Annotated in this window: 14 protein-coding genes; 3 read left to right on the top strand and 11 right to left on the bottom strand. The window is 66.1% G+C overall.

Annotated features, from left to right (window positions below):
• Positions 1-15: 15 nt before the first annotated feature.
• Positions 16-768 carry a gluconate 2-dehydrogenase subunit 3 family protein gene (locus tag A7V84_RS05055; RefSeq protein ID WP_063491649.1) on the bottom strand — a complete coding sequence of 251 codons (753 nt, stop codon included), beginning with the start codon at positions 766-768 and terminating at the stop codon, positions 16-18.
• A gap of 913 nt (positions 769-1681) precedes the next feature.
• Complete coding sequence (gene glmS, locus A7V84_RS05060; protein ID WP_025515067.1) at positions 1682-3514, bottom strand: glutamine--fructose-6-phosphate transaminase (isomerizing); 1833 nt, start codon at positions 3512-3514, stop codon at positions 1682-1684.
• Positions 3515-3659: 145 nt separating this feature from the next.
• Between glmS and A7V84_RS05065 the strand changes: the two genes are divergently transcribed.
• A complete protein-coding gene (locus tag A7V84_RS05065; protein WP_063491650.1) occupies positions 3660-4160 on the top strand; it encodes an Lrp/AsnC family transcriptional regulator in 501 nt (166 codons plus the stop codon).
• On the opposite strand, the gene A7V84_RS05070 is transcribed toward A7V84_RS05065, so the two are convergent.
• The 5 genes from A7V84_RS05070 to A7V84_RS05090 form a co-directional block, all read right to left on the bottom strand.
• Positions 4161-5219 (bottom strand): glycosyltransferase family 4 protein, encoded by a 1059-nt coding sequence (locus A7V84_RS05070; protein WP_025515065.1) that lies wholly within the window; start codon positions 5217-5219, stop codon positions 4161-4163. It lies immediately after the preceding gene.
• A complete protein-coding gene (locus A7V84_RS05075; protein ID WP_025515064.1) occupies positions 5216-6538 on the bottom strand; it encodes a UDP-glucose dehydrogenase family protein in 1323 nt (440 codons plus the stop codon). The genes A7V84_RS05070 and A7V84_RS05075 overlap by 4 nt, the downstream gene beginning before the upstream one ends.
• Positions 6539-6630: 92 nt before the next feature.
• Complete coding sequence (locus A7V84_RS05080; RefSeq protein ID WP_025515063.1) at positions 6631-8022, bottom strand: MFS transporter; 1392 nt, start codon at positions 8020-8022, stop codon at positions 6631-6633.
• Entirely contained in the window at positions 8022-9395 is a 1374-nt protein-coding gene (gene glmU, locus A7V84_RS05085; RefSeq protein WP_063491651.1) for a bifunctional UDP-N-acetylglucosamine diphosphorylase/glucosamine-1-phosphate N-acetyltransferase GlmU, read from the bottom strand. Before glmU ends, A7V84_RS05080 begins: the two co-directional genes overlap by 1 nt.
• Positions 9396-9455: 60 nt before the next feature.
• The gene (locus A7V84_RS05090) at positions 9456-10166 is read right to left on the bottom strand and encodes a PhaM family polyhydroxyalkanoate granule multifunctional regulatory protein (RefSeq protein ID WP_063491652.1); all 711 of its coding nucleotides are present in this window, start codon (positions 10164-10166) and stop codon (positions 9456-9458) included.
• Between the two features lie 195 nt (positions 10167-10361).
• Between A7V84_RS05090 and A7V84_RS05095 the strand changes: the two genes are divergently transcribed.
• Positions 10362-10595 carry a DUF3717 domain-containing protein gene (locus A7V84_RS05095; protein ID WP_025515060.1) on the top strand — a complete coding sequence of 78 codons (234 nt, stop codon included), beginning with the start codon at positions 10362-10364 and terminating at the stop codon, positions 10593-10595.
• Between the two features lie 9 nt (positions 10596-10604).
• Here the strand turns inward: A7V84_RS05095 and A7V84_RS05100 are convergent, their stop codons facing one another.
• The 4 genes from A7V84_RS05100 to A7V84_RS05115 all read right to left on the bottom strand — a co-directional run bounded on the left by A7V84_RS05100 (position 10605) and on the right by A7V84_RS05115 (position 14220).
• Complete coding sequence (locus A7V84_RS05100) at positions 10605-11219, bottom strand: SCO family protein (RefSeq protein ID WP_025515059.1); 615 nt, start codon at positions 11217-11219, stop codon at positions 10605-10607.
• A gap of 20 nt (positions 11220-11239) precedes the next feature.
• Positions 11240-12136 carry a heme o synthase gene (gene cyoE / locus A7V84_RS05105; protein ID WP_025515058.1) on the bottom strand — a complete coding sequence of 299 codons (897 nt, stop codon included), beginning with the start codon at positions 12134-12136 and terminating at the stop codon, positions 11240-11242.
• Positions 12137-12162: 26 nt separating this feature from the next.
• Positions 12163-13176, bottom strand: coding sequence for a COX15/CtaA family protein (locus A7V84_RS05110; protein ID WP_025515057.1), 1014 nt, complete (start codon positions 13174-13176; stop codon positions 12163-12165).
• A 363-nt stretch (positions 13177-13539) separates the two neighbouring features.
• Positions 13540-14220: a cytochrome c oxidase subunit II transmembrane domain-containing protein gene (locus tag A7V84_RS05115; RefSeq protein WP_157935696.1), complete on the bottom strand. Its 681-nt coding sequence runs from the start codon at positions 14218-14220 to the stop codon at positions 13540-13542.
• A gap of 184 nt (positions 14221-14404) precedes the next feature.
• Between A7V84_RS05115 and A7V84_RS05120 the strand changes: the two genes are divergently transcribed.
• Entirely contained in the window at positions 14405-15214 is an 810-nt protein-coding gene (locus A7V84_RS05120; RefSeq protein ID WP_025515055.1) for an NUDIX hydrolase, read from the top strand.
• The last annotated feature ends 2 nt before the right edge of the window (positions 15215-15216 follow it).

Consider the following 15216-nt stretch of genomic DNA (forward strand, 5'->3'; position numbering starts at 1 on the left):
TCGTTTCCTTAGCAGTTAGATTTTCTTGGGAATGATGGAGACGGGCCCGAGCGGATATTCGACGTTGTACTTGTCCGCCCAATCCAGGTAGCTGGCTCTCGCCCCGGGGAATCCCACCATCTTCCAACCGGCCATATCCCGGTTGCCGCCGTACATCGGGTCCGCGAAGAAGCCTTCTTTTGTGTTTTCCCAGAGCTGCGAGAAAAAGACGCCGGCCGGGACATCGTCCTCGCCAAACTCAAGCTTTTCATCGCTCAGAAGGGTCAGCACCTCGGTGCGCTTGCCGGGATCCAGCTCCGCGAAGGATTTCCCATGGTTCTTGCTGCACCACTTGTTCAGTGCGGCGATGCCAGAGCGGTAGATATCGCGGGGTGTCATGTTGAGCTGATAGCCCAGTGTCGGCGTGCTCTTCATGATCTCCGGATGGAAAGGCCCTTTCATGTACCACAGCTGGCCGTGGCCATAAGGCGTCTCCATCTGACGATCGATGAATACCGGCACGCCTGCCGCGATCGCCCCGGGCCCCAGATCATCCTCGGGAATAAGCAGATCCACCGCACTTTTTATGAAGGCATATTCCTGATCATTGAAGAAAACCGGCAGATAGTCGCTGGTTTCGCGTGGCAGATCGGCCAACGCATCGACCGATCCGGGTGCGCCAGGCAGCGCGTGAGCCGCCGTCGAGGCGCCGACGGCAGTCACCGCCGCCGCCGGTATGATCTTCAGAAAACCCCTCCGCTGAGGGCTTGTGGCTTGCTTCTCTTTCATTTCCCTACCCCTGTTGAAATTGCGTCAGACAGCACGTGGCGATCAACACAGATTGAAATGCTCCGGATTTCCCAAACAGCCAGCCGCCAGGCACCCGCAGTACGCCTGACCCAAAAAAAAGCCGCCTTCCCGGGCTGCACCAGCAACCCGGGAATCCGGAGAATTGAACTAAGCGGTATTCAAGACAAGGCGGACGCACCCTCCAGGCCAGGAGGGAGGCCGCCGCGATAGAGGAACCATTCTGGATGCCAGAAGGAAACTATTCATTCCTGGCGCAATGATCTGGAATGGCCCGGAAAATGATGGTGTGGAATTTATATTGATTCATGATCATCCAGCTCATCCCTTTTGATATCAGTTCAAGTCCCCGCTGACTTGCTGAATAGATGCCCCAATGCAATGGGACAGCGCCCCAGAACAGAGCAGGGGGCACCGAACCACAAACGCGAGAATAACCATGGCGGAATCCGCCAAGCCGCGCCGGGTGGCGACACACGATATACGAAACCATATCAAGGTTCGTGGGCGCAGAGCTTGAGGAAACGCATAGCCTGACACCCGTACCGCTTCTTGTGCTGCCTTTCCGGTTTTACCTGAGTGGAACCATATGGGCAATCTGACCTACCGGTTTTATTCAGAAATCCGGGCTTCTGTTTTGTTATTGCTGCAGAAATATCGGCGCAAGGATAAACCCTGCTTTTTTTGAACCGATGTGCCGCGAAGATATGCGTTCCCGGAAAAACCGGGAATCATCCGGGCCTGCATTCAGGCCCGCCCTCCCTGCTCGGAGCGAAACCGCCGTGCCAATGGAAAAGGGCCGCTTTAAAGCGGCCCTTTTCCGTTCAAGGAAGCAATCGGTGTTTCAAGGCGGGATCACCAGCATGGCATGCCTTCCCCCGCCCTCCGCCCTGCCTCACTCCACGGTCACGCTCTTGGCCAGGTTGCGGGGCTTGTCCACATCGGTGCCGCGGGCGCAGGCGGTGTGGTAGGCCAGCAGCTGCAACGGAATGGTGTGCAGGATGGGCGAGAGCATGCCGTAGTGCTCGGGCATGCGGATGACATGCATGCCGTCTTCGGTGGCGATCTTGCTGTCGGCATCGGCAAAGACATACATTTCGCCGCCGCGCGCGCGCACTTCCTGGATGTTGGACTTGAGCTTCTCCAGCAAGGCATCCTTGGGCGCGATGGTCACGACCGGCATGTGCTCGGTCACCAGGGCCAGGGGGCCGTGCTTGAGTTCGCCGGCCGGATAGGCCTCGGCGTGGATGTAGCTGATTTCCTTGAGCTTGAGCGCGCCTTCAAGGGCAATCGGATAGTGCATGCCGCGGCCCAGGAAAAGGGCGTTTTCCTTGCTGGCGAAGCGGTCGGCCCAGGCCATGATCTGCGGTTCCAGGGCGAGCACGGCGCTGATGGCCACCGGCAGGTGGCGCAGCGCCTTGAGGGCTTCGGCCTGGGCCTCATCGTCGAGCTGGCCGCGCACTTGCGCCAAGGTCAGCGTCAGCAGGTAGAGCGCGGTCAGCTGCGTCGTGAAGGCCTTGGTCGAGGCCACGCCGATCTCCACCCCGGCGCGCGTGATGTAGTTCAGCTTGCACTCGCGCACCATGGCGCTGGTGGACACGTTGCAGATGGTCAGCGTGTGCTCCATGCCGAGCGAGCGGGCATGCTTGAGCGCGGCCAGGGTGTCGGCCGTCTCGCCCGACTGCGAAATGGTGACGACCAGGGTCTTGGGGTTGGGCACGCTGTCGCGATAGCGGTACTCGCTGGCGATTTCCACCGACACCGGGATGCGGGCCAGCGATTCGATCCAGTACTTGGCGGTCAGCCCGGCGTAGTAGCTGGTGCCGCAGGCCAGGATGAGCAGGCGGTCGATGTCCTTGAAGACGGCATAGGCGCCATCGCCGAAGAGCTCGGGCGTCACGCTTTCGATGTCCTGCAGGGTGTCGCCCACGGCGCGCGGCTGCTCGAAGATTTCCTTCTGCATATAGTGGCGGTAGGGGCCGAGTTCGGCCGCGCCCGTGTGCACCTGCACGGTGTGCACGGTGCGCTCGACAGGCTTGCCCTGCTGGTCGGTGATCCACACGCGGGCCAGTTGCAGGTCGACCACGTCGCCGTCTTCCAGATAGATGATCTGGTCGGTCGTGCCGGCCAGGGCCAGCGCATCCGAAGCCAGGAAATTCTCGCCCTTGCCCAGGCCCACCACCAGCGGCGAACCCTGGCGCGCACCCACCACACGGTGCGGCTCGTCGCGGCAGAACACGGCGATCGCGTAGGCGCCATGCAGGCGCTTGACCGCCTGCTGCACGGCCTCGAACAGGTCGCCGTTGTAGAGATGGTTGACCAGATGGGCGATCACTTCCGTGTCGGTCTGGCTCTCGAAGGTGAAGCCGGCTTCCTGCAGCTCGGCGCGCAGCTCGATGTAGTTCTCGATGATGCCGTTGTGCACCAGGGCAATGCGCGGCTCGTCCTGGCCGATGGCCGAGAAGTGCGGGTGGGCATTGAAGGTGGCCGGCACGCCATGCGTGGCCCAGCGGGTGTGCGCGATGCCGGTGAAACCGGCCAGGCCGTCGGCGGCCACCTGCTCACCCAGTTCGGAGACGCGCTGCGTGCTGCGCGTGCGGCGCAGATGACCATCCATGTAGACGGCCACGCCGCAGGAGTCGTAACCCCGGTATTCCAGCCGACGCAGGCCTTCCACCAGCACCGGAGTGATGTCGCGCTGGGCGACTGCGCCAACAATACCGCACATGAGTCTTGCTCCTTAAGAATGGAACCCGCATTGTGCGTCGTATGGCATGAAATTTGATTTCTATATATCGACCAATATGAAAGTTGATTTTCTAACATAAATGTATTGAAATCTTCTTTCATTAACACGGATTTATTTTTCTTTAATGGACGAAAACAGCGTTTCTCCAGTGCATTCGCTGCTTCTGGATGACCTCGACCGTCGCATCCTGGAACAATTGCAGCGCGACAGCGCGCTCACCAACCAGGATCTGGCTGCCAAAGTGCACGCGTCGCCCCCGACCTGCCTGCGGCGGGTACGGCGCCTGACCGAGGAAGGCGTGATCGCTCGACAGGTGGCGCTGCTGGACCCCGACCGCCTGGGCAGCACGCTGACGGCCATCGTCGAAATCACCCTGGATGTGCAGGCCGCCGAGAGGCTGGCCGAGTTCGAACAGCACATGCAGGAGGAAGCGGCGGTGCGTCAGTGCTATCGGGTGTCGCCCGGCCCGGATTTCGTGGTCATCGTGCAGGTGCCGGACATGCCGGCGTATCACGCGCTGGCGCACCGCGCCTTCACGGCGCACGCGAACGTGCGCAACGTGCGGACCTTCTTCTCGGTCCATCGCGCCAAATTCGAAACCCGCGTGGATCTGCCGGCGGCGTGATCAGCGCCGCAACAGGCGCTCGAACTGCAGCAGGTAGCGCCGCCCCATTTCGGTGACGTCGTGTTCGGTGCGCACGTAGTCATAGGCGCGCTGGGTGATCTCGGCGCGGAAGGCGGCATCGTCGAGGCAGCGTGCCATGCCCTGGGCCATGGCATGGTGATCGCCCACCGCCACCAGCACGCCGCGCCCGTCGGCCAGGCTTTCCTTCAGGCCGCCGGCGTCGGTCGACACCACCGGGACCTTCTGCAGGAAGGCATCCAGCACGCTGCTGCCCAGCGCCTCCTCGTTGGAGGCCATCACGAACACATCCATGATGCTGTAAAAGTCTTCGACGCCCTTGCGAAAGCCGGCAAAAACATAAACGTCCCCGATGCCCAGGCGCTGCACTTCAGCGCGCGCCTCGGCCTCGCGGTCGCCGCCGGCGCCGAAATGCAGGAACACGAAGTCGCGTCGCTGGCGCGCCAGTTCGCCAACGGCGCGCACCAGCGTGACCGGATCCTTGTCGCGGATCAGCGCGGCCGAGGTGGCCAGCAGCCTCTTGCCGCGCAAGCCGAACTCCTCGACCAGGTTTTGTACGTTGCTCTGGTCGATCAGGTGGGGTTCGACCGCGCTGCGGATGATGACCGGCTCCACGCCCAGGCGGCGCGGCTCGCTGGCTGCCATCTCGCTGATGGCCACCAGCAGATCGACGTGGCGCCACTTGAAGCCGGTTTTCCATGCATCACCAGGCTGCACCACAAAGGACGTGCGCCGCGAGAACACCACAGGGCGGCGATGCAGGGGTTTGGTCAGCACGGCCCAGGTGTTGGTGTTGGCGGTCTGCGAATGCAGGATGTCGTAGCGGCGGCCCCGGCCGGCCAGAAAGGCCAGCTGGCCCGGAACATTGCGCACGCCATGCGTGACAAAACCCTCGGCGCCGGCGCGCGCCTGCAAGGGAGCCCCCTCGCGGCACAGCAGCTCGACCTCGTGGCCGGCCTTGCGAAAGGCGCGCATGCAATACAGCGTCTGCCGCTCGCCGCCACGCCAGCCTTTCTCGAAATTGAGCTGCAGTATCTTCATGCGCGGCCGATTCCCTGATATTCAAAGCCCTGCTCATGCATCTCGGCCGGCACCCACAGGTTGCGGCCATCGATGATCAAGGGGCGCTTGAGCAACTGTTTGACCCGGGCGAGGTCCGGTGCGCGAAACACCTTCCATTCGGTGGCGATCAGCAGCGCGTCGGCGCCTTCCAGCGCGGCGTACATGTCGCCCGTCATGGTGACGGCGGGATTGTCGTCCAGCATGCCGCGGGCCTGCTCCATGGCCACCGGATCGAAGGCGTGCACGGTCGCGCCACGGCGCGTCAGTTCGGCGATCGTCACCAGGCTGGGTGCCTCGCGCATGTCATCGGTGTTGGGTTTGAATGCCAGCCCCCAGAGCGCGAAGCGGCGCCCGCTCAGGTCTTCCCCGTAGGTGTCGATGACCTTCTCGGCCAGGCGCAGCTTCTGGCGTGCATTGGCCGCTTCGACCGCCTCGATGACCTGCATGGTCTGGCCATGTTCGCCGGCGCTGCGGATCAGGGCCTGCACGTCCTTGGGAAAGCACGAGCCGCCATAGCCCACGCCAGGATAGAGAAAGTGGTAGCCGATGCGCGGGTCCGCGCCGATGCCGCGGCGCACCTGCTCGATGTCCGCGCCCAGCTTCTCGGCCAGGTTGGCCATTTCGTTCATGAAGGAGATGCGGGTGGCCAGCATGGCATTGGCGGCGTACTTGGTGAGCTCTGCCGAACGCACATCCATCACCATCAGGCGCTCGTGGGTGCGCTGGAAGGGCGCATAAATGCGCCGCATGACATCCACGGTATGAGCGTCGTCGGCGCCCACGATGATACGGTCCGGGCTCATGAAGTCGGCGATCGCCGCCCCTTCCTTGAGAAACTCGGGGTTGGACGCCACCGAGAAATCCAGCGTCACACCGCGCTCGGCCAGCACCTCGGCCATGGCCGTACGCACCCGGTCGGCGGTGCCCACCGGCACGGTGGACTTGTCCACCACCACCTTGGCTTCGGTCATGTGCTGCGCCACGTTGCGGGCGGCGGCCAGCACATACTGCAGGTCGGCCGAGCCGTCTTCGCCCGGCGGCGTGCCCACCGCGATGAACTGCACCGCACCGAAGGCCACGCTCTCGGGGATGTCGTCCGTGAAGTGCAGCCGCCCGCCGGCAACGTTGCGCTGCACCAGTTCTTCGAGCCCCGGCTCGTAGATGGGGATACGCCCCAGACGCAGCTGGGCGATTTTGCGGGAGTCGGTATCCAGGCACATGACGTCGTTGCCCATGTCCGCCAGGCAGGCGCCCGACACCAAGCCCACATAACCGGTTCCGATGACCGTGATTTTCATGCCCGCATGCCTCGTATTCCACGCGTCGCTGGGTCGCGACGCCTTGCCTGCATTATAGAAGCGGGCCCGCCTCGCGGCCGGCCCGCGCACGCTCAGACCGCCGGCTGGCCGACCCGTTTGGCGATACGCACCGAGTTCACGGCAATGGCCAGGCCGGCGCACAGTGCCGCAGCCACCAGCCCCAGCGTGGGCCCATGGCTCAGGCTCATGCCGAAGGCGATCGCCACCAGGGCCGTGCCGAAACTCTGGCCGAATACCCGCGTGGTGGCCTGCAAGCCTCCGACTGCGCCCGAACGATGACGCGGCGCCGACGACAGCAGCACGCGGTTATTGGGCGTCTGGAAAAAGCCGAAACCCAGGCCTGCCACCAGCATGCCCGCCATGATGCGCGCATTGGACGCGTCAGCCGGCGACAGAACCAGCCACAGCAGCCCCGCCATCATCGCGCCAGCGCCGACGGCGGACAGCACCGCGGCCGAATAACGATCCGACAGAAAGCCGGCAGCCGGCGCGATCAGGCCCGTGCCCAGCGGCCACGCCGCCATCAGCAGGCCGACCTCCAGATGCGGTCGCCCCAGCACCTCATGAAAATAGAACGGCAGCGTCACATAGGCCGCCATCTGTGCGCTGAAGGTCGACACTGAAGCCATCACGGCGAAGGCCAGCGGCCGGATACGCAGCAGGTCCACCGGCACCAGCGGCGCCGGCTGCGTCCAGCTGCGCCGCACCAGCAACAGCCCGGCCACCCCGCCCACGGCCAGCAAGCCCAGGCCCCGCAGCACGTCCGACCCCAGCGAGTCGATGCCCGAGATCACACAGCCCAGCGCCACCATGCTCAACAGCGCCGACAGATAATCCATCGGCAGGCGGTTGCGCGGCACCTCGGGCAGAAAGCGCAGCCCCAGCATCAGCAGCAGGCCGACCGGCAGGTTCACCGCGAAGATCCAGCGCCAATGGGCCACGCTGAGAATCAGCGAGCCAAGGGTAGGGCCCAGCACCGACATCAGGGCCACCGTGGTGGCGTTGATGCTGATGCCGCGCCCCAGCATGTGGGTCGGGTAGATGTTGCGCACCAGCCCGCCGAACATGCACATCAGGGTGGCTGCGCCCACGCCCTGGACCATGCGTGCGAGGCTCAGCTGTTCCAGCGAAGTGGCGAAGGCACAGGCCAGCGAGGCCAGCATGAAGAGCACCAGCCCGACGGAGAACATGCGGCGAAAGCCCACCCGCTCGGCAACCGCCGACATCGGCAGCAACATGGTCACCACCGCCAGGTTGTAGGCGTTGATGACCCACACCGCCGCCGAAGGCGGCGCGTTCAGATCGGCGGCGATGGTGGGCAGCGCCACGTTGGCAATGGTGGCGTCCAGCACCGACAGGCTCATGCCCGTCAGGACGGTCGCGGCGGCGTAGTACCGCCGGGGAGTGGGCAGGCCATCCGGCGCGCCCTGACCGGATGCGCCGGTTGCTGGCTCTGCCGCCATCACGATTTCTTGACCGGGCGCTTCCAGCCTGCCAGCGTGCTCTGGCGCACACGCGACAGGGTCAGGCTGTCGGCCGGCGCATCCCGCGTCAGCGTGGTGCCCGCGCCCAGCGTGGCGCCACGCTCCACACGCACCGGCGCGACCAGTTGGGTATCCGAGCCGATGAACACGTCGTCCTCGATGATGGTGCGATGCTTGTTCACGCCATCGTAGTTGCAGGTGATGGCGCCTGCGCCCACGTTCACGCGCGCGCCGATGTCGGCGTCACCGATATAGGCCAGATGATTGGCCTTGCTGTCTTCGCCCAGCACCGCGTTCTTGATTTCCACGAAGTTGCCGACATGGCTACGCTCGCCCAGGCGGGCGCCGGGACGCAGCCGCGCATAAGGGCCGATACGGGCATCCGCCCCCACCTGGGCCTGCTGCAGATGGCTGTAGGCCTCGATCTGAGTGCCTGCGGCCACGCTGACGTCACGCAGCACGCAATGCGGGCCCACGCGCACGCCGTCGCCCAGCGTCACCTCGCCTTCGAAAACACAGCCCACGTCGATGAATACGTCGCGGCCGCAGTGCAGCGTGCCACGCTGATCGAACCGGGCCGGATCGGCCAGCGTCACGCCGGCTTCCAGCTGGCGACGAGCCAGCTCGCCCTGCCAGCGACGCTCGAGTTCCGCCTGCTGGATGCGGCTGTTCACACCCAGCGTTTCCCAGCCTGCGGCCGGGTGCGCCGCATGGACCGGCACGCCGTCGGCCACCGCCAGCGCGATGATGTCGGTCAGGTAGTACTCGCCCTGGGCATTGTTGTTGTCGATACGGCCCAGCCAGTCTTTCAGCCTGGCAGTGGGCGCCACCAGGATGCCGGTGTTGACTTCCTTGATGGCGCGCTGGGCTTCGCTGGCATCCTTGTGCTCGACGATGCTCACGACCTGGCCCTGCGCATCGCGCACGATGCGGCCATAGCCGGTGGCGTCATCCAGCACTTCGGTCAGGACCGCAACGCCTTCGCCACGCGCGGCCAGCAGGCGGCGCAGGGTCTCGGGCTGCACCAGCGGCACATCGCCATACAGCACCAGCGTGGCGTCATCGGCCTGATCGCCGCCCAGCAACTGAGGCACGGCCTGCTGCACGGCATGGCCGGTGCCATGCTGCGGACGCTGCAGGGCAAAGGCCAGCTCGGGTTGCTCCGCGTAAGCGGCCTGCACCTGTTCGGCGCCATGGCCGACCACCACGGTCACGCGACCCGGCTCCAGTTGGCGTGCGCTGTCGAGCACATGGCTCAGCATGGAGCGACCGGCGATACGGTGCAACACCTTGGGCAGGTCAGACTGCATGCGCTTGCCCAGACCGGCAGCGAGAATTACGACATTCAGCATAGAACTCAACTCAAAAATGACACGGGCGCCTCTGCGCCCGTGCGTGGACAGCGACGGAGCTCAACTCGCGCGCGAAGACTTCGACGCGCGGGCCGTGCTGGTTTTCTTGGCCGCCCGCGGCGCGCTGGCGCGTTTGGCGGCCGGCTTGGCGGCGGGTTTGGCAGACGCGGCCGGCGCAGGCTCGCTGGCCGGCGCGCCCGCCTGCATGCTCTGCTCGGCCGCCTTGGCCATGGCTTCCATGGTGGGCAGGCTGGCGGCCGTGGCGGCGGCCAGATTGCTGAACTGCTGGTTCAACATGTCCCACCAGGCCTGCGAGGCCGATTGGGCCGCGGCGTTGACCGTCTCGGCCGGGCTTTCCGACGGCTCGGCCGGCGCCGTGGCCGCCTGGGCCGGCGCGGGCTTGAGGCCCAGCGCCACCTCGAGCGGTGACGGCGCGCCATCGGCGGCCTGCGGCATGCCCGGCACCGAGCTCACGAAGGATCGCAGGGTGGCGATGGTGGCGCGCTGCACTTCCAGGCCCTGGATGGTGCTGCTGAGCATCTGCAGATTCATGCGCAGCCAACCCTCGACTGTGCGCAACTCCGCGATGCGGCGTTCCAGGTCTTCGGGATTGAGCGGCGGCGTCAGCGGCAGGCTCTGGCCCAGGCCGCCCGATCCGGCCAGGCCACTCCAGGCCTGGCGCATCATTTCCATGCTGGCCAGCAGGGGGTTGCCGGACAGGTCGGCATCCTGCCCCAGGCCGGGTAGAACGAAGGGGTTGGAATGGGTCATGCGGTCTCCTGTGGCATCCTGTGGGGCAGGCGCCCTGGCATCTCTGAAACTGCCTCGCCGCCTCGGACGCCAAAGCCGCGAGGGCCGCCGCGCCGCGAAGCAGGATGGCTTGCGGCCTAATATTACGCCCGACTTCGCAGACTGCCAAAACGTCGCCCGCCAAGGGCGTCAGCAACATTCTGGGACAATTTAGACATGAACGATGTCATCACGCTGACCGACCTGGAACAGGCCATCAACTACTGGCGCCAGCGCAAGCCCTCGCAGGGCGAGGAGGCCCGCCTGTGCGCCGAAGCGGCGGCACTGGCCACGCCCTACGCCACGCTGATCATGGCGCGCCGGCAGACCTTGCGTCTGGATGAGCTGGGCGAGAATGCGCGCCGGGCCTATCAGGCCTGGCGCGACCCGCAAGCGGCTGCCGGGGCCTGAGCCCAGGCCTCAGTTAGGTTTCTGGTCCAGCAACAGCTTGATGTCGTGGGCCAGCCCCTCGGCGCCCAGGTTGCTGTTGGCCAGCACGCGGGACTCGCCCTTGCCGTCGATCAGATAGAAGGCAGCCGTATGGTCCATGGTGTAACCGCCATCTTTGGTCGGCACCTTGGCGTAGTAGGCCTTGAAAGCGCCGGCCGCCTGCTTGATCTGCTCGGGCGTGCCGGTCAGCGCCAGAAAGCGCGGATCGAAGCTCGTGACGTACTCTTTCAGTACCTCGGGCGAATCGCGCTCCGGATCCACCGTCACCAGCAGCACCTGCACACGGTCGGCATCGGGTCCCAGCATCTGCATGACCTGGGTCAGTTCGGCCAGTGCCGTCGGGCACACGTCAGGGCATTGCGTGAAACCGAAAAAGACCACCGCCACCTTGCCGGCAAAGTCATTGAGCGTGCGCGGCTGGCCGTTCATGTCGGTCAGGGCGAGGGTCTTGCCCAGCTTGGTGCCGGTGATATCGCTGCCCTTGAACGGCGGCGGAGTGTCGCCGCAGGCCGCCAGCGCACCCGCCAACGAAATCGCAGCCGCCGCTTGCAGCATGCGGCGCCGGGCAACAGAAAACACAGACATCAAAACCCCCGTCAAATCGGTCAGGCCAGCAAAACACCGACCCAATGGTCCACCAGCAGGGCCGCAAACAGCAGCGCCAGGTAGAGAATGGAGAAGCGGAACATACGGCGCGCGCGGGCATCGCTGTACTGGCGATACAGGCCCACGGCATGCCCCACGAACATACCGCCCAGCACCACGGCGGCCAGCAGGTAGAGCGGGCCGTTCATGCGCATGGCGTAGGGCAGCAGCGTCACGGCGAACAAGGCGAAACTATAGAGCACCATCTGCTGGCGCGTGTACTTGCTGCCATGGGTGACCGGCAGCATGGGCAGGCCGGACTTGATGTAGTCCTGGGTGCGATACAGCGCCAGCGCCCAGAAGTGCGGCGGCGTCCAGATGAAGATGATCAGCACCAGCACCCAGGCCTCGGCCGGCACAGCGTTGGCCACGGTCGCCCAGCCCAGCGCCGGCGGCATGGCGCCGGCCAGCCCGCCGATCACGATGTTCTGCGGCGTGCTCGGCTTGAGAAAGACGGTGTAGATGATGGCGTAGCCCACGAAAGTGGCGAACGTCAGCCACATCGTCAGGGGGTTCACCAGGTGATACAGCACCAGCATGCCGGCGCCGCCGAGCAGGCCCGACATGCCCAGCACCTGGGCCGGTGAGATGGTGCCGCGGGCCGTGCCACGTCGTGCCGTGCGCGCCATGCGGGCGTCGATTTCCTGTTCGATCAGGCAGTTGATCGCGAAAGCGGCAGCGGCCAGCAGCCAGATGCCAAGCGTGCCGAACAGCACGCGGGACAGATCGGGCACGCCCGGCACGGCCAGGAACATGCCGATCACGGCACAGAAGACGGCAAGCTGCGTGACTCTCGGCTTGGTCAGCACGAAATACTGCCGCAGCAATCCGGGTTGGGAAGCAGCGAGGGTAGACATATTGGCCATTTTAGCGCTCCTGTCGCTCACAATTTGCGCAAGGGCGGGCCGCCCGCCGTCGACAGCCGCACCAGGGCCACCACGCAGGCCAGCACCAGGCCGGCAGCGCCCCCGTTATGCAGCACCGCGATCAGCAGCGGCCACTGGAAAAAGATAGTGGTCAGGCCGGTCAGCAATTGCGCCAGCAACAAGGCCAGCATCAGCCAGGCCGGACCGCTCACCCCCGGCACCCGGCGCATTCGCCAGGCCAGCACGCCCAGGTAGAGAAAGACGACGAAGGCAAAATTGCGGTGCAGCCAGTGGATCGCCGTCAGCGCGCTCTGCGAGATCATTTCCCCTGACGGCAGCTCGCCCAGCGCACGAATGAGCGAGAAACCACCGTGGAAATCCATTTCCGGCACCCACTCCCCGTGACAGGTGGGGAAATCCATGCAGGCGAGCGCCGCGTAGTTGGTGCTGACCCAGCCCCCAAGGGTCACCTGCGCGGCCAGCAGGCCCAGGCCGCCGGCCAGCCAGGGCAAGAGCCGGGCGGCGTAGGCCGGCACGGCCAGATGGGGACGCTCGCGCGCGGCCAGCCAGGTCATCAGGGCCAGCAGCGACAGGCCCAGCACCAGATGCGCGGTCACCACCACCGGCATCAGCCGGTGCGTTACGGTCCAGGCGCCGAACGCCCCCTGCACACAGACGGCCACCAGGGCCACGGTGGCCAGAACCGGCGAGCGGCCCAGTTGACGGCGATAGCGCCAGGCCATGTAGGTGATGGCGATGATCAGCAAGCCCAGCAGGGCGCCCACATAGCGGTGGATCATTTCGATCCAGGCCTTGGACAGGGTCACCGGGCCGAACGGCATGTCGGTGGCGGCCTGGTGGATATCGGCCAGCGCGCCCAGCGGCGAAGCCTTGCCGTAGCAGCCGGGCCAGTCCGGGCAACCCAGACCCGAGTCGGTCAGGCGCACGAAGGCGCCGAACATGATCAGGTCCAGGGTGAGAAACCAGGTGAAGAAAACCAGCTTGCGATAACGCTCAATGATGCGGTCCATGGACTCAGCCAATACGCGGGTTGCACAACGGCCTGCCCGCCACCGGACCGGCAGGGCCGGCAGGGAGACGGTGGCATCAGGCCAGGAACCGGATGGATCGGCGCAGACTGCCGTCCCGCGCCACGATGGCGCAGGCAAACGGATCCATGGGTCGGCGCGCGCGGCACGAGCCCGCCCGGGAGGCTTCTTGCTCTTGGGGAGTACCGGGCAGAGGTCGGCAAAGGTGCCTTACGCGAGCGGCGAGAGACGCTCTGGCCCTGATCGGCGTATGCATGGCGCGCAGCGGCTAGTGTAAGCGCAGCCGTCAGGCCGCCCAATGCGACCAATAGACGCAGGGGGCGCTGCCTGCCCCCTGGCGTGCTCCTAGGGCGGGGTCCGCCGCTGGCTGGCCGCCCAGGCGGAAAAAGCCTCTTCGGACAAGGCGTGCACCTCGACCCAGGCAGGCGCGCCCGGACACAGATCGCCGCTCGGGATGCGATAACGGCCCGGCGCCTCGGCGCGGAACCAGACCTGGCGCTGACAGGCCGGCGCCGTACGCCAGCTCAGGCGCAGCACGGTGTCGGCCGGCGCCGTCAACGGCCCCGGGCGGGCCGCGGCCGTCGGCAGGCCCGCGGCCACGCCATCGTCGTAGCGATAACGCCACTGGCCCGCCTCGCTCTGAACCTCCAGGTGAAGCGCCGGCCCGCCGGCCCCCGCCATGGCCAGCGCTGCGCTGGCCGCCGGCCAGGCCATCGCCACCGCGATCACGAAGGGCAGCAGGCACCAGATGAACTCCACGCCCAGCGACTGGCGAAACGGCACCTCGCCGCGCTCGCCCGAACGACGATGCGACAACACCGAATAGAACATGATGGCGAAAACCGCCAGGAACATGACGGCGCCGACAGCCAGCACGGCCTCATGCCAGCCCAGCCCGCTGTCGTCATGCAGCGTCAGCGCCTGCAAGGCGCGCGACACAGGCTCATCCCTTTCCTGGGCAAGCGCAAGATTGCCGGTGCCCAGCGCCATGACGCCGATCCCCGGCAAACCCTTCCAGATTTTCATGCTGACCTCGAAACAGGGCGCGGATCGCGCCATGCCGGCCCAAAGCGCCATGCCGGCGTCACGGTGACGCCAGGCGCGGCCGCGCGCCGGGAAACAGGGAAATTATAGCGACAGGGCCCAACCCTTCGCCGTGGCGGCTGGGCGCGACCCGGGCGCCTGCACTAAAATCCGCGCCATGTCCTCGATGCCCTCCGATTCCCTCGCCGCGCGCCTGTCCCTTCTGGAAGCAGACCTGCGCGCCCAGGCGGTGCAAGCGCCCCCTGATCACGCCCGTCCCGTGCACCTGGCCGGCCAGCGCTGCGGCTGGGCCACTCTGGCCGCCTGCGACGCCCTGCGCGACACCGGCCTGGTACGCCTCGAAGACCAGGCCCTGCAATTGCTGCCCGGCCTGATGCCGGGCCCGGCGCTCGATGCGGGCCTGGCGCGCATCGCCGACACCCTGCGCCAGGCGCGCTGCCTGCGCGGCTGGCGCGACGAACTGCTGGACATCACCGTTCCCGGGGCCTGCCTGGGCGCCATCGAGCGTGCCGCCATGCGGCCGCTGGGCCTGCTGACCTTTGCCGTGCACCTGAACGCCTGGACACCGGACGGCCGGCTCTGGGTGGCGCGCCGTTCCCTGTCCAAATCCACCGACCCCGGGATGTGGGACACCCTGGTCGGCGGCCTGGTCGGCAGCGGCGAAGCCCTGGACCGGGCGCTGGTGCGCGAGTGTGACGAAGAGGCCGGCCTGGATCCCCACCAGATCGCCGCGCGCGGGCCGCTGCGCACGGTGCTGCGCATGCAGCGCCGCCTGCCCGAGGGCTATCAGGTCGAAGACCTGCTGACCAGCCGCTGCGTACTGGCGCCCGGCGTGCAGCCGGCCAACCGGGATGGCGAAGTCATGGAAATCGCCACCCTGAGCGTGGCCGAGGTCATCGCGCGCATCGAGGCCGGCGAATTCACGCTCGAAGCCGCGCTGGTCATCCTGGAAGACATCCGCCAGCACCACCTCTGACG

Origin of the sequence: Bordetella trematum (genome assembly GCF_900078335.1) — a bacterium.
GTDB classification, from domain to species: Bacteria; Pseudomonadota; Gammaproteobacteria; order Burkholderiales; family Burkholderiaceae_B; genus Bordetella; species Bordetella trematum.

Excerpts from the sequence above, each read along its gene's own strand:
- A7V84_RS05095 (WP_025515060.1), top strand. The coding sequence starts at position 10,362 with ATGAACGATGTCATCACGCTGACCGACCTGGAACAGGCCATCAACTAC.
- A7V84_RS05090 (WP_063491652.1), bottom strand. The coding sequence starts at position 10,166 with ATGACCCATTCCAACCCCTTCGTTCTACCCGGCCTGGGGCAGGATGCC.
- glmS (WP_025515067.1), bottom strand. The coding sequence starts at position 3,514 with ATGTGCGGTATTGTTGGCGCAGTCGCCCAGCGCGACATCACTCCGGTG.
- A7V84_RS05075 (WP_025515064.1), bottom strand. The coding sequence starts at position 6,538 with ATGAAAATCACGGTCATCGGAACCGGTTATGTGGGCTTGGTGTCGGGC.
- A7V84_RS05065 (WP_063491650.1), top strand. The coding sequence starts at position 3,660 with ATGGACGAAAACAGCGTTTCTCCAGTGCATTCGCTGCTTCTGGATGAC.
- A7V84_RS05110 (WP_025515057.1), bottom strand. The coding sequence starts at position 13,176 with ATGGACCGCATCATTGAGCGTTATCGCAAGCTGGTTTTCTTCACCTGG.
- A7V84_RS05070 (WP_025515065.1), bottom strand. The coding sequence starts at position 5,219 with ATGAAGATACTGCAGCTCAATTTCGAGAAAGGCTGGCGTGGCGGCGAG.
- A7V84_RS05055 (WP_063491649.1), bottom strand. The coding sequence starts at position 768 with ATGAAAGAGAAGCAAGCCACAAGCCCTCAGCGGAGGGGTTTTCTGAAG.
- A7V84_RS05100 (WP_025515059.1), bottom strand. The coding sequence starts at position 11,219 with ATGTCTGTGTTTTCTGTTGCCCGGCGCCGCATGCTGCAAGCGGCGGCT.
- cyoE (WP_025515058.1), bottom strand. The coding sequence starts at position 12,136 with ATGTCTACCCTCGCTGCTTCCCAACCCGGATTGCTGCGGCAGTATTTC.
- A7V84_RS05115 (WP_157935696.1), bottom strand. The coding sequence starts at position 14,220 with ATGAAAATCTGGAAGGGTTTGCCGGGGATCGGCGTCATGGCGCTGGGC.
- A7V84_RS05080 (WP_025515063.1), bottom strand. The coding sequence starts at position 8,022 with ATGGCGGCAGAGCCAGCAACCGGCGCATCCGGTCAGGGCGCGCCGGAT.
- glmU (WP_063491651.1), bottom strand. The coding sequence starts at position 9,395 with ATGCTGAATGTCGTAATTCTCGCTGCCGGTCTGGGCAAGCGCATGCAG.
- A7V84_RS05120 (WP_025515055.1), top strand. The coding sequence starts at position 14,405 with ATGCCCTCCGATTCCCTCGCCGCGCGCCTGTCCCTTCTGGAAGCAGAC.